At 75.0% G+C, this 13,253-nt stretch carries 11 protein-coding genes; 6 read left to right on the top strand and 5 right to left on the bottom strand.

All coding sequences use genetic code 11. From position 1 onward, the window contains the following. Positions 1 to 115 precede the first annotated feature (115 nt). The gene (locus ACSNN7_RS14465; RefSeq protein WP_436681266.1) at positions 116 to 2,233 is read left to right on the top strand and encodes an MMPL family transporter; all 2,118 of its coding nucleotides are present in this window, start codon (positions 116 to 118) and stop codon (positions 2,231 to 2,233) included. A gap of 145 nt (positions 2,234 to 2,378) precedes the next feature. Here ACSNN7_RS14465 and ACSNN7_RS14470 read toward each other — a convergent pair whose 3' ends face one another. The 4 genes from ACSNN7_RS14470 to ACSNN7_RS14485 form a co-directional block, all read right to left on the bottom strand. Continuing rightward, complete coding sequence (locus ACSNN7_RS14470; protein ID WP_436681268.1) at positions 2,379 to 3,503, bottom strand: glycosyltransferase family 4 protein; 1,125 nt, start codon at positions 3,501 to 3,503, stop codon at positions 2,379 to 2,381. After that, positions 3,500 to 4,759: a M48 family metallopeptidase gene (locus ACSNN7_RS14475; protein ID WP_436681269.1), complete on the bottom strand. Its 1,260-nt coding sequence runs from the start codon at positions 4,757 to 4,759 to the stop codon at positions 3,500 to 3,502. Before ACSNN7_RS14475 ends, ACSNN7_RS14470 begins: the two co-directional genes overlap by 4 nt. Positions 4,760 to 4,929: 170 nt before the next feature. Then, the gene (locus tag ACSNN7_RS14480; protein ID WP_436681270.1) at positions 4,930 to 5,142 is read right to left on the bottom strand and encodes a hypothetical protein; all 213 of its coding nucleotides are present in this window, start codon (positions 5,140 to 5,142) and stop codon (positions 4,930 to 4,932) included. Positions 5,143 to 5,263: 121 nt separating this feature from the next. Further along, positions 5,264 to 6,667 carry an NYN domain-containing protein gene (locus tag ACSNN7_RS14485; protein WP_436681271.1) on the bottom strand — a complete coding sequence of 468 codons (1,404 nt, stop codon included), beginning with the start codon at positions 6,665 to 6,667 and terminating at the stop codon, positions 5,264 to 5,266. A 128-nt stretch (positions 6,668 to 6,795) separates the two neighbouring features. Between ACSNN7_RS14485 and ACSNN7_RS14490 the strand changes: the two genes are divergently transcribed. From ACSNN7_RS14490 to ACSNN7_RS14510, 5 genes are all read left to right on the top strand, one after another. Beyond that, positions 6,796 to 8,553, top strand: a complete 1,758-nt coding sequence (locus ACSNN7_RS14490; protein ID WP_436681272.1) for a DEDD exonuclease domain-containing protein — start codon at positions 6,796 to 6,798, stop codon at positions 8,551 to 8,553. 128 nt (positions 8,554 to 8,681) lie between these two features. Next, on the top strand, positions 8,682 to 10,466 hold the full coding sequence (locus tag ACSNN7_RS14495) for a RelA/SpoT family protein (protein WP_436681281.1): 1,785 nt from the start codon (positions 8,682 to 8,684) through the stop codon (positions 10,464 to 10,466). Positions 10,467 to 10,540: 74 nt separating this feature from the next. Then, entirely contained in the window at positions 10,541 to 11,077 is a 537-nt protein-coding gene (locus ACSNN7_RS14500) for an NUDIX hydrolase (RefSeq protein WP_436681274.1), read from the top strand. Continuing rightward, positions 11,074 to 11,961, top strand: a complete 888-nt coding sequence (locus ACSNN7_RS14505; RefSeq protein WP_436681275.1) for a sugar phosphate nucleotidyltransferase — start codon at positions 11,074 to 11,076, stop codon at positions 11,959 to 11,961. Before ACSNN7_RS14500 ends, ACSNN7_RS14505 begins: the two co-directional genes overlap by 4 nt. 128 nt (positions 11,962 to 12,089) lie before the next feature. Next, positions 12,090 to 12,377, top strand: coding sequence for an Lrp/AsnC family transcriptional regulator (locus tag ACSNN7_RS14510; RefSeq protein WP_436681276.1), 288 nt, complete (start codon positions 12,090 to 12,092; stop codon positions 12,375 to 12,377). 67 nt (positions 12,378 to 12,444) lie between these two features. Here ACSNN7_RS14510 and ACSNN7_RS14515 read toward each other — a convergent pair whose 3' ends face one another. Further along, positions 12,445 to 13,098, bottom strand: a complete 654-nt coding sequence (locus ACSNN7_RS14515; protein WP_436681277.1) for a DUF4142 domain-containing protein — start codon at positions 13,096 to 13,098, stop codon at positions 12,445 to 12,447. Positions 13,099 to 13,253 lie beyond the last annotated feature (155 nt).

Here is a 13,253-nt window from a genome sequence, read left to right on the forward strand (position 1 = left end):
CGGGTTCGGTGGTGCTAGGACCACCGGCGTCGGGGACGTGACACTCCTGATTACGCGCCGGTGGGCCAGAAGGATCGAGGGCAGGAAGCGAACCCGATCCTCGGAGGAACCCGACATGTCCCGGCAACGACTGGCCGGTCTGCCATCCGGCCGACGCAGCAAGTACGCCCTGATCGTCTTCTGGCTGGTCCTCGTCGCGGTGGCCGGCCCGCTCTCCATCAAGCTGAGCGAGGTGCAGGACAACGACACCCTCGGCCTGCTCCCCGCCGGCGTGGAGAGCAGCCGGGCCGTCGCGCGGGCCGAGGCGGCCTTCCCGGAGTCGGAGAAGCCGGTCGCGATCGCCGTCTACGTCCGCGACAGCGGCCTGACCGACACCGACCGGGCCAAGGCCGAGGCGGACCGTGCCGTGTTCGCCCGGTACGCCGACGGCGGCGCGGTGTCGCCCCCGGTACCCAGTGCGGACGGCAAGGCGCTGCTGGTGTCCTTCCCGGTCGCCGGCGACGACACCCAGCGCCCGGAGGCGGTGACCGACGTCAAGGAGCGGCTCGCCGTCGACCAGCCGGCCGGCCTGCGCACCGCACTGACCGGTGACGCGGCGGCGGAGAGCGACGTCCTCGACGCGTTCGGCGGGATGGACGTCACGCTGCTGCTGGCGACCGCGGCCACCGTCGCGGTGCTGCTCCTGGTCACCTACCGCAGCCCGGTGCTCTGGCTGATTCCGCTGATCACCGTCGGCATCGCCAACCAGTTCGCCGGCGGCATCGTCTACCTGATGGCCAGGTACGGCGGGGTGACGGTCGACTTCCAGAGCCAGACTATCCTGACCGTGCTGGTCTTCGGCGTCGGCGTGGACTACGCCCTGCTGCTGATCGCCCGGTACCGGGAGGAGCTGCGCCGGCACGCCGACCGGCACGAGGCGATGCAGGTGGCGCTACGCCGGTCGTTCGGCGCGATCTGCGCCTCGGCGGCGACCGTCGCGATCGGGCTGCTCTGCCTGCTCGCCGCCGAGCTGCCGTCGACCCGCGGCCTGGGCCCGGTCGGTGCGGTCGGCATCGGCGCCGCCCTGCTCGCCATGACCACCCTGCTGCCGGCGGTGCTCGTCCTGTGCGGACGGTGGCTCTTCTGGCCGTTCGTGCCGCGCTACACGCCGACCGCCGTCACCGCCGACGTGACCACCGACCACGGGATCTGGCGGCGGATCGCGGCGCTGGTCGGGGGCCGGCCCCGCGCGGTCTGGATCGGCACCGCGGCGGCGCTCGTCGCGCTGACCTTCGGCATCGGCAACCTGAGCATCGGTCTGCCCAACGAGGAGTCCTTCACCTCGGAGGTCGGCTCGGTGACCGGCCAGCGGCTGATCGCCGCGCACTACCCGAGCGGTTCCGCGTCCCCGGCCGAGATCCTGGCCACGGCCGGTACGGCCGACCAGGTGATCACCGCCGCCCGGGCGGTGCCCGGCGTCGCCCGGGTCGACGAACCGGAGCGTTCCGCCGACGGCGCCTGGGTGCGGATCCCGGCGGTGCTGGCCGACACCCCGGACAGCGACGCCGCCCTGGCCACCGTGCAGCGGCTCCGCACGGCGGTGCACGAGGTTCCCGGCGCCCAGGCGCTGGTCGGCGGCAGGACGGCGGTCCTGGTGGACGAGGAGCGCATCGTCGGCCGGGACAACCGGGTGGTCATCCCGCTCATCCTCGCCGTCGTCCTGGTCATCCTGGTGCTGCTGCTGCGGGCGCTGGTCGCGCCGCTGCTGCTGATGGTGAGCGTGGTCCTGTCGTACGCCGCCGCGATGGGGGCCGCCGGCCTGATCCTGGACGCGCTGGGCTACACCAAGCTCTTCGTGGGCATCCCGTTGCAGGCGTTCCTGTTCCTCGTCGCCCTCGGCGTCGACTACACGATCTTCCTGATGACGCGGGCCCGGGAGGAGACGGCGCGGCTGGGGCACCGGCCGGGTGTGCTGCGCGCGCTGACCGTGACCGGCGGCGTCATCACCAGCGCGGGCGTCGTGCTGGCGGCCACCTTCGGCGCGCTGGGCGTGCTGCCGCTGGTGCCGTCGATGCAGACCGGGGTGATCGTGGCCGTCGGCATCCTGCTCGACACGCTGCTGGTCCGCAGCCTGCTCATCCCGGCGCTGGCGCTCGACCTGGGCGCCCGCACCTGGTGGCCCGGGAAGCTGTCCCGCGGGGCCGGTGGGAGCGCCCCGGCCGCCCCGGCCGAGCCGGTCCCCGCCGGAGTCTGACCGCTACCGCACCTGGCGAACCGCCACGCGGTCGTCGTGCCGGCGGCAATTGCACGAGCGTGACACCTCGGAGTCATCCTGATGCCTCCGAGGTGTCACGCTCGCGGTGGTGTCCCGCCGGACCGGCGCGACCGGGTCGGTCGTTTCAGCCGGCGAGCAGGGCGGCCATCCGCTGCGCCTGGGTCTCCCAGCGCCACTCCCGCTCCACCCAGGCCCGGCCGGCCGCGCCGAGCTGCCGGGCCAGGTCCCGGTCGGCGAGCAGGGTGGCCACCCGGTCGGCGAGCTGGGCCACGTCCCGGCCGCGCACCACGTACCCGGTCTCGCCCTCGCGGACCGCGTCCGGCGCGCCCCCCGAGTCACCGGCGACCACCGGCAGGCCGGTGGCGGAGGCCTCCAGGTAGACGATGCCGAGCCCCTCGACGTCCAGGCCCCGGTTGCGGGTGCGGCAGGGCATCGCGTACACGTCACCGGCGGCGTAGTGCGCGGGCAGCTCCGCCGAGGGCACCGAGCCGGTGAAGACCACGTCCCGCTCCACGCCGGTCTGCCGGGCCAGCTTCTCCAGCGTCGCCCGGTACGGCCCGCCGCCGACCACCAGCAGCGCCGCGTCGGGCACCCGGCGGCGGATCTCCGGCATGGCCCGGATCAGCATGTCCTGCCCCTTGCGGGGCACCAGCCGGGACACGCAGACCACCACCGGGCGGTCGGCCAGGCCCAACCGCAGGCGGACCGGCTCGCCGTCGACCGACGGGTGGTAGGTGTCCACGTCGACGCCGGGCGCCAGGCGGCGCAGGTCGGTCACCCCGTGCAGCGCCCGTTCCAGGCGTACCCGGGTGTAGTCGCCGAGGTAGGTGATCACGTCGGTGCCGCGGCCGATCCGGCGCAGCGCGGCCCGGGCGGCGGGCAGCGCCGCCCAGCCGATCTCGTGGCCGTGGGTCTGCGCGACCACCCGGCGGATGCCGGCCCGGCGGCGCAGTCCGGCCGCGAGCAGGCCCAGCGGGGCGGCGGCGCCGAACCAGACGGTGTCGCAGTCGTGCGCGCGGGCCAGCCGGGCGGCCCGGCGGGCCACCAGCGGGGTGGGCAGCAGCACCCTGGTCCGCTCCCGGACCACCTCGAAGGGCTGGTCGGCGTCGAACTTGGCCGACCCGCGCCAGCTGGAGGCGTAGACCACCACCGAGCCGGTGGGCTGGCGCACGGCCAGGTTGTGCACGAAGGACTGGATGCCACCGGGACGGGGCGGGAAGTCGTTGGTGATCAGCAGCGTCCGGCTCATCCGCCGGCCTCCCTGGCGTAGGCGCGGGCGGCGGCCATCCGCTCCACGGTGGACGGGTGCGAGGCCGACCAGAGGTACTCCCAGCGCGGCGGGTCGGGATCGGCCAGGTTGATCCCGGCCAGCCGGCGCTGCATCGCCTCGAAGGTGGCCGGGTCACCGGTCAGCGCGAGCGCGTGCGCGTCGGCGCGCGCCTCGACCCGGCGGGAGACCAGCGCCTGCGCCGGCGCGGCGATCAACCCGGCCACCGTCACCAGGGCGATCAGCAGCGCGAACGCGCGCGGCTCGGCCACCGAGTCGACGCCGGCCAGCCGCAGCAGCGGCCCCCAGGAGCCGAGCAGGTAGAGCGCGACCACCGCCAGGGCGGCGCCGAGCGCGCCGGTCAGCGTGCCGGTCCAGACGTCCCGGTCCTTCGCGTGCCCCAGCTCGTGGGCGACCACGCTGGTCACCTCGGCCGGGGTCGCCTCGCGCAGCAGGGTGTCGTAGACCACCACCCGCCGGGTCGGCCCCAGCCCGGAGACGTACGCGTTGACCGCCTTCGTCCGCCGGGAGGCGTCGGCGACCAGCACGTCGCGCACCGGCACCCCGTCCCGGGCGGCCATCGTCATCAGCTCGGTACGCAGCGGACCCTGTTCCATCGGGGTGAACCGGTTGAACACCGGCTCCACCAGCACCGGCAGCACGAACGACAGCAGCACGACCAGCCCGGCCGCCCCGGCCGCACCGAACGCCCACCACCAGCGCGGAGCCAGCCGGGTCACGGTGTAGAAGCCGAGCAGCGCGATCGCGCCGATCACCGCGCTGACCGCGTACGACTTGAGCAGGTCGACGGCCCAGCCGCTCCAGCCGTGCGTGCTCAGCCCGTAGCGGGTGAGCACGGACTGCCGCCAGGCGGCGAAGGGCAGGGTGAGCAGGTCGGCGACGAGCACCACGGCGAGCCCGCCGAGCACCGCGCGGGCCGTCCAGTGGCCGCCGAAGGGGCGCCCGGCCAGCTCGACCAGGCGGGCGCCGAGTGGGGTGAGGCCGAGCAGCAGCGCCGTCAGCAGCCCGATCGCCAGCCCGCCGTACGCGCCGGGGCGCAGCGCGGCGCGGAACTCGCGCGCCCGGGCCACCTGGTCGGCGGGGAGGTCGCCCAGCGCGGCGACCTGGTCGGCCCGGGGCGCCGGCGGCCGGCTCCACGGCACCAGCACGACGCCGGCGACCAGCAGCGCCAGCACCAGCCCGCCGAGGGTCAGCACCGCCCACCCGCGGGGGGTCACGCCGGCACCTCCGCCGGCCCGCCGCCACCACGCCGTAACCGCGTCATGCCGCCGCTCCTCCCGCCGTGAGCGACCATCCTAGTGCCCCCCGCCGCCGGGTCCGGCGCGGTGCCGGGCGCGTGCCGGACGGCGGACGTCGACCGTCACGAGGGCCGGCCCCGCGTGCCCGGTCAGGCCACCCGGCGCCGGCGGGCGGGACGGGCCGGGGCGCTCTCGTGGGCCAGCACCTCCACCTCGAATCCGGCCCGGGCGAACACCTCGAGCGCCCGGTGCTCGGCGTCCCCGAGGCTCGCGGCCGGCGAGTCGGTGTCGAGCAGGGCGGTCACCAGGCAGCCGGCGCAGCCCGCGCCCCGGATCCCGCACCTGCCGCAGTCGATGAGCATCGTGCCTCCCTGACGGAGTGCGGTGCGCGGGGGGCGAGGCTCACGTCACCGCCCGGGCACCGTCGGTCAGGTCGGACACTAGTCACCGGGTACGACAGAAACGGACAACAGTGATCAAGAGTCAGGAACGGGCCAGCCGGCGCAGCAGCGAGTCCGCGCCCAGCGGGTACGCGCCGTGCCGGCGTACCCCGTCGGCGACCTCCCGGTCGGAGGAGACCACCACCACCGGCCGGCCGGCCGGTTCGGCCCGGACCAGGCGGCGGATCAGCTCGTCGGCGGTCTCCCCCTTGCGGGAGAAGAGCACCCGCACCCCGCGCGGGGTGGGCGGCAGCCCGTGCATCCGCTCGGCGCCGTCGAAGACCACGGTGACCTCGTCGCCGGTCTGCGCGGCGATCCCGCCCAGCCCGGTGATCAGCCGTTTGCGCTGCTGTTCCAGGGACATCTCGCCGAAGCCGCGCTTGGTGACGTTGTAGCCGTCGACCACCAGGTGCGCCCGGGGCAGGGCGAGCAGCTGATCCAGCCGGGCGGGGTCGTCGGTGTCCCGGGCCCGGGCGGCGGCGCCGGCCGGCGTGGTGGCCGACGAGTCGGCGAAGGCGTCGGCCACGAAGTCGGCCGGCAGCTTCTCCACCGGGTCCAGCGCCAGCTCCCGCCGCAGCCCGACGGCGGCCTGCCCGATGGTCTCCAGCAGCAGCCAGAGCCGGGCGTCGTCGACCGAGCGGGCCTCCTTCGCACTGGCCCGGGCCACTCCGGCCGCCGCCTCGGCCTCGGCCAGCCGGGCGCGGGCGCGGCGCAGCTCGGCTTCGGTGTCGGCGGCCGCCCGGGCGGCCCGGCCCCGCTCGGTGGCGAGCAGCTCGTTGGCCCGGCGCTCGCGCGCCTGTGTCTCCCGCAGCGTCCGCTGGAGCTGGCGGTTCTCCTCCCGCAGCTGCCCCAGCTCCTCGCGGACCCGGGACAGCTCGTCGCGGAGCTTCTCGGCCTCGACCCGGGCCACCGCCCGGTCGTGCTCGGCGCGGCCGGCCCGCTGCTCGGCCTCCCGGACCAGCTCGGCCACCACCGCGCTGTCCGCCTCGGCGCGCACTGCCGCCCCGCTGGCCTCGATCAGCTCCCGCCAGCCCCGGGGCCGGGCCAGGTACGCCAGCGCGGCCACCTCGACCGGGTCGGCGGCGCCCGGGGCGGTGCCCTCGACCACGGCGGCACCGAGGTCGCCGGCGTCGGCCAGCACCCGGGCGGTGACCCGCTGGCGGAACAGCGGGTCGGCGGTGAGCTGGGCGGCGATCACCGGCGCGCCCAGCCGGGCGCGGCGGTTCGGGGCGAACTTGGCCACCCGGCGCAGCGGCACCGGCACCTCGTCGGCGGGCAGCCCGGGCAGCACCGCCGCGGTGAGCGCGACGATGCGCTGCCGGACCGGCTCGGGCAGGGTGGGCTCCGGCTCGGGCGCCCCCGCACCCGGTCCCGCGCCGGCCTCGGGCGCGGCGGCGGACGACCCCTCCTCGGGGAGGTGATCGTCGTACGGCTCGGTGAGGGGCATGGGGCAAGTCTCCCACCGCGACCGGGCCCACCGCCGGTTGAGTGAGCCGATCTCTCATCCTAGACCGGAGCGTGACGGTTGGTACCGCTGCGACGGGAGTGTCGGACCGGCCCGCTAGCCTGCCGCGCGTGGCACCTGGGGAGTACGTCCAGCAGACGCTGGCCGGTCTGGATCCGACAGCGGGCGGCGGGGTGGACCCGGCGCTGCCGCTCTACGCGACGACCTTCGTGGTGGTCGACCTGGAGACGACCGGGGGCGCCCCGGACGGCGGCGGCATCACCGAGATCGGCGCGGTCAAGGTGCGCGGCGGCGAGGAGCTGGGCGTGCTGGCCACCCTGGTCAACCCCGGGGTGCCGATCCCGCCGTTCATCACCGTGCTGACCGGCATCACCCAGGCCATGCTGCTCCCGGCCCCGCCGATCGAGCAGGTGCTGCCGAGTTTCCTGGAGTTCATCTCCGACGCCGTGCTGGTGGCCCACAACGCCCCCTACGACGTGGGCTTCCTCAAGGCCGCCTGCGCCAAGCACGGCTACCGCTGGCCGAACCCCCGGGTGCTCGACACCGCCGCCCTGGCCCGGCGGGTGCTCACCCGCGACGAGGTGCCCAACCGCAAGCTCGGCACGCTGGCCGCCTACTTCCGCACCGCCACCCAGCCCACCCACCGGGCGCTGGACGACGCCAAGGCCACCGTCGACGTGCTGCACGGGCTGATCGCCCGGCTCGGCGGGCACCGGGTGGACACGGTCGGCGAGGCGATCGAGTTCGCCCGCGCGGTCACCCCCACCCAGCGGCGCAAACGGCACCTCGCCGAGGGGCTGCCCAAGGTGCCCGGGGTCTACATCTTCCGGGCCGCCGACGACCGGCCGCTCTACGTCGGCACCTCCGGCGACATCGCCACCCGGGTGCGCAGCTACTTCACCGCGGCGGAGAAGCGGGCCCGGATCTCCGAGATGCTCGCCGCCGCCGAGCGGGTGGAGGCGGTCGAGTGCGCCCATCCGCTGGAGGCCGAGGTCCGCGAGCTGCGGCTGATCGCCGCGCACGCCCCGCCGTACAACCGCCGCTCCAAGTTCCCGGAGCGGATGGTCTGGCTGAAGCTGACCGACGGTCCCTATCCGCGCCTGTCGGTGGTGCGCAGCCTCGCCCCGGGCGACACCGCCTACCTCGGGCCGTTCCGCTCCAAACAGGCCGCCGAGCTGGCCGCCGCCGGCTTTCACGACGCCGTCCCGCTGCGCCAGTGCACCCACCGGCTCTCGCTGCGCACGGTCACGCCGGCCTGCGCGCTGGCCGAGCTCGGTCGCTGCCCGGCGCCCTGCGAGCACCGGATCACCCCCGAGGAGTACGACCACCGCGCCGCCGCCCCGTTCCGCACCGCGACGGCGAGCGACCCGCAGGTGGTGGTCGACGCCCTGCTGGCCCGGATCGAGACGCTGTCGGCGAGCCGGCGCTACGAGGAGGCGGCGGTGGTGCGCTCCCGGCTGGCGGCGGTGCTCCGGGCGGCCGTACGCATGCAGCGGCTGGCCGGGCTGACCCGGATCGCCGAGCTGACCGCGGCCCGGCCCGCCCCCGGCGGCGGCTGGGAGCTGGCCCTGGTCCGGCACGGCCGGCTCGCCGGCGCCGGGGTCTCGCCGCCCGGGGTCCACCCGCGACCGACGATCACCGCCATCCGGGCCACCGCCGAGACGGTGGAGCCCGGCCACGGGCCGGTGCCGCGCGCCTCCGCGGAGGAGACCGAACGCATCCTGTCCTGGTTGGAGCGGCCGGAGACGCGGCTGGTGGAGATGTCCTCCGAGTGGTCGTCGCCGGTGTCCGGCGCGGGGCGTTTCCGCGACCTGCTGGCCAAGGCCGAGAACGGCGGATCCCACCAACTCTCGACCGAACGCTCATGAGCAAGTGACCGATCGGACGACCGTGACTGACCTAGTCTGTTAAGGGAGTGCAGTCCTGCCCGTTTCGTGGGCCTGCTTCCGGTTACCTGGGAGGGTGATCGCGGAGCCGGGGTGAGGAGGTGTCCCTCGTGGACGTCGACGCCGGACACGGCGCCGCCCTGGGGGGCGCGCTCCCGACCCAGCCCGGGGAGCTGCCGCTGGCCCGCCGGCTGCGGTCGTTGCTCACCTGGCCGACCAACGACACCGACCCGGTCAACCAGCTGGTCCGCACCCACCGCACCATCCACCCCAGCGCCGAGGCGTCGGTGCTGCGCCGGGCGTACACGATCGCGGAGAACATGCACCGCGGCCAGTTCCGCAAGAGCGGCGAGCCGTACATCACCCATCCGCTGGCGGTCGCCCAGATCTGCGCCGACCTCGGCATGGACACCACCACCCTGGTGGCGGCGCTGCTGCACGACACGGTGGAGGACACCCGCTACACGCTCCAGGCGCTCAGCGAGGACTTCGGCCACGCGGTGGCCCACCTGGTCGACGGGGTGACCAAGTTCGACAAGGAGTTCTACGGCAAGGCCGCCGAGGCGGAGACGATCCGCAAGATGATCATCGCGGCGGGCAAGGACGTCCGGGTGCTGATCATCAAGCTGGCCGACCGGCTGCACAACATGCGCACCCTCGGCGTGCGCTCGGCGGCGTCGCGCGAGCGGATCGCCGGCAAGACCCAGGAGGTGCTCGTCCCGCTCTGCGACCGGCTGGGCATCCAGACCCTCAAGCGCGAGCTGGACGACGTGGTGCTGCTGCACCTGCACCCCGAGGAGCACGCCCGGATCGCCCGGCACGTGCACGACCGGCCCGGCTGGGACGCCTACCTGGACGACGTGGTCGCCCAGACCAGGACGGCGCTGCGCCGCAGCCGGGTCGACGCCGAGGTGAGCCCCCGGCCCCGGCACCTGTACTCGATCTGGAAGGACACCGTCGCCGGCGGCCACACCGCCCCGTTCGACCTGCCCCGGATCGTGCTCGTGGTGGACGGCCCGGCCACCGACTGCTACGCGGCACTGGGCGCGGTGCACGGCCGCTGGCGGCCCGTCCCCGGCCGCTTCAAGGACTTCATCGCCTCTCCCAAGAACAACCTCTACCGGTCGCTGCACACCAGCGTGCTCGGCCCGCAGGACCGCACGGTGGAGGTGCTGATCCGCACCCGCGAGATGCACCGCTCCGCCGAGTACGGTGTCGTCGCCGACTTCCGCTTCCCGCACTCCACCGACTCCGCGCGCACCGAGCAACTGGGCTGGCTGCGCCGGGTGCTCGACTGGGAGCAGGAGGCACCCGACCCGGCCCAGTTCCTTCAGTCGCTGCGCTGCGACCTGGCCGAGACCCAGATCCAGGTGGTGGCCGACGGCCGGCAGGTCGTCCTCCCGGCCGGGGCCACCCCGGTCGACCTGGCGTACGAACTGGGCACCGAGCGCGGGGACCACTGTCTGGCCGCGCGGATCAACGGCCGGCTGGCCCCGCTCTCGTCCGAACTGGACGAGGGCGACGTGGTGGAGATCTTCACCGAGAACGACGCGGAGAGCGGCTTCGAGGCCGACGCCGCGCCGCGCGGCCCGCGCCGGGAGTGGCTCGGCTTCGTCAAGTCGCCGCACGCGCAGATGCAGATCAGCCGCTGGTTCGCCGAGCACACCGAGCCGGGCATCTCGATCGCCGACAAGGTACGCCTCGGCCGGGCCACCATCGGCTTGGCGCTGCGCAAGCACGACCGGGGGCTCGCCAGCGACCTGCCGTTGCTGCGCCTCTCCGAGGAACTCGGCTACCCCGACCTGGAGACCCTGCTGGTGGCGGTCTTCGACCGGGCGGTCGAGCCGGACGCCGTCGTCCAACAACTCATCGACCTGGTCGACCACCGCCAGTGACCGGCGCCGCCCGCCCGCCTCGCCGATGGCGGGGCCGGAGGGCGGCCGGAGGGCCGAGGGCCTAGCCTGGACCCATGATCCCCCGCTCGCGCGCCACCGGCCGGGCCGTCGCCTACAAGGTCTTCTACCGGCTTCCGGTGGGGATGCGCCGCCGCCTGGTCCGGCTCGCCGTGCCGAAGTACGTCGTCGGCGCGGTCACCCTGGTCCGGGACAGCGAGGCCGAGGGGACCGGCCGGCTCCTGCTGCTGCGCCAGCCGCCCGGCTACAGCTGGACGCTCCCCGCCGGCCTGCTCAACCGCGCCGAGCCCCCGGTCGTCGGCGCGGCCCGCGAGCTGTACGAGGAGTCGGGCATCCGGCTCTCCCCCGACCGGCTCCGCCCGGCCGTGCCGAACGCCCTGGTGCACGCCAAGGGCTGGGTCGACATGGTCTTCGAGACGGAGGTGCCGGCGTCGACCACCGCGCTGACGGTGGACGGCGCGGAGGTGTTCGAGGCCGCCTGGCACCCCCTCGACGACCTGCCCCGGCTCAGCCGGGCGACCGCCTTCCTGCTCGGCCACTACGGCATCGGGCCGCTGGCCGGGAAGGTCCCGCCCCCCGGCCGGCCGGCGTGAGCGCGCCCCCGCCGCCGGGCGGCCCGGCACCGGTCCCGCCGGAGGGGATCTGCGCCGTGGTGCTCGCCGCCGGCGAGGGGACCCGGCTGCGGCCGCTCACCGAGCGGGTGCCCAAGGCGCTCTGCCCGGTCGGCAACGTGCCGCTGCTGGACCGGGCGCTGGCCCGGCTCGCCGGGCTGGGCCTCACCGGCCCGGAGCGGGTCGCGGTCAACGCCTGCTACCTCGCCGACCAGGTGGTCGCCCACGTCGGCGGGCGGGCCCACCTCTCCGTCGAGCCGGGCGACCCGTTGGGCACCGCCGGGGGCGTGGGCAACCTGCGGGACTGGATCGCCGGGCGCGGCGTGCTGGTGGGCAACGCCGACGCGTACCTCGCCGACCCGGCCGCGGCCCCGGGGCCGGACGTCGCCGCGCTGCTGGACGGCTGGGACGGGCGGAGCGTACGCCTGCTCGGCCAGCCCGCGGCGGACCCGGCGGCTCCCGGCACGTTCGACGGGCACGGCTTCGTCGGGTTCTCGTTGCTGCCCTGGCGGCTGGTCCGCGAGCTGCCGGCCACCTTCGGCGATCTGGTCCGCGCGATGTGGCGGCCGGCGGAGGCGGCGGGCGCGCTGGAGGTGATCCCCTATCCGGGCACGTTCTACGACACCGGCACGCCCGCCGACTACCTGGCGGCGAACCTGCACGCGGCCGGCGACGGCGAACTGGTGGACCCTGGCGCCACCGTGACCGGCCGGGTGCGCCGGTCGGTGGTCGGGGCGGGCGCGGTGGTCCGCGGCGACGTGGAGCGCGCGGTGGTCTGGCCGGGTGCGACCGTCGAGGAGGGCGAACGGCTGCGCGACGTGGTCCGGGCCGACGACGGGCGCACCGTGCCGGCGGCCATCGGCTGACCCGGCGCACCGGGCGGGGCCGTCCGAGCCCGCGCCGCAGTCCCACTCCGGGTGATCCGGCGGGCCTCTAGCATGGTCATCGACGCCACGCGGCGTCGCGCCGGGCACGACGAACGGAGAATCGTCCAGTGATCACCGCGATCGTCCTGATCGACTGCGCCACCGACTCGATTCCCGAGGTGGCCGAGACCCTGGCCAACCTGCCCGGCGTCAGCGAGGTCTACTCGGTGGCCGGGCACGTCGACCTGATCGCCATGGTCCGGGTCCGGGAGTTCGAGCAGATCGCCCAGGTCATCGCCGGCAGCATCTCGAAGGTGCCCGGCGTGCTCAACACCGAGTCGCACATCGCGTTCCGCGCGTACTCCCAGCACGACCTGGAGGAGGCGTTCGCGATCGGGCTGGGCGGCGCCGACTGATCGGCGTACGCGCGGTGGCCGGCCCGTCCCGGAGGACGGACCGGCCACTGTCAGCCGTGCGGACGCGTCAGCTGGTACCCGGAGCCGGCGTCCCGGTGTTGCCCGGAGCCGGGGACCCGTTCGTGCCGCCCGGAGCCGGGGCCGGCGGCGTGGTGCCGCCCGGGCCGGGAGTGCCGGTCACACTGGCCTGCGGAACCGGGACACCCAGCTGCTGGGCCAGGTTCACCAGCTCGTCGTAGTGCGCCTGGAGCACCGGCAGCGCGTTCTGCGCCAGCTGGATCACCGACTGCTCCTGCCCCTGCGAGATCTCCGTCTGGGTGGCCTGGATCGCCTGGACGTGCGCGTTGAGCTGCGCGGTCACCCACTGGCGGTCGAACTCCTCGCCACTGGCGTTCCGCAGCTGGTCGAGGATCTGCCGCTGGTCGGCGGTCGGCTCGTCCGGCAGTTGCACACCGAGCTGGGAGGCGGTCTGCCGGACCGTCTGGTCCAACTGGGTGTGGTCGGTCTTGAACATCTGGCCGAGTCGCTTGACCTCCTGGTTCTGGCCCTTCTCCTCCGCCAGGTCCCCCGCCCGGATCTCGAACAGGTTCGACTGGTGCACCGCCTGCAGGTACTGGGTGTCCTGCGTCGACGGCTGTGCCGCGGCCTGCACGGCCGCGGCAGGCGCCAGCCCGACCAGCACCAGCGCGGCCAGCAGGCCGAGGCGTTTGATTCCCAACATGTTTCCTCCCCGTTGACGTTGGACCGCACGGATACCCGGCTGGCGCGGGTTATTCCTGCGTGTCCACCCGTCGGTGGGCGAGTTGCGCGGTGGGCGACACCGACGGGGGGAGGAAGGTCCCGGAAACGGACGTGGGGGGGGGGGGGGGGGGGGGG

It is taken from the genome of Micromonospora sp. URMC 105 (assembly GCF_051386295.1).
Taxonomy (GTDB): domain Bacteria; phylum Actinomycetota; class Actinomycetes; order Mycobacteriales; family Micromonosporaceae; genus Micromonospora.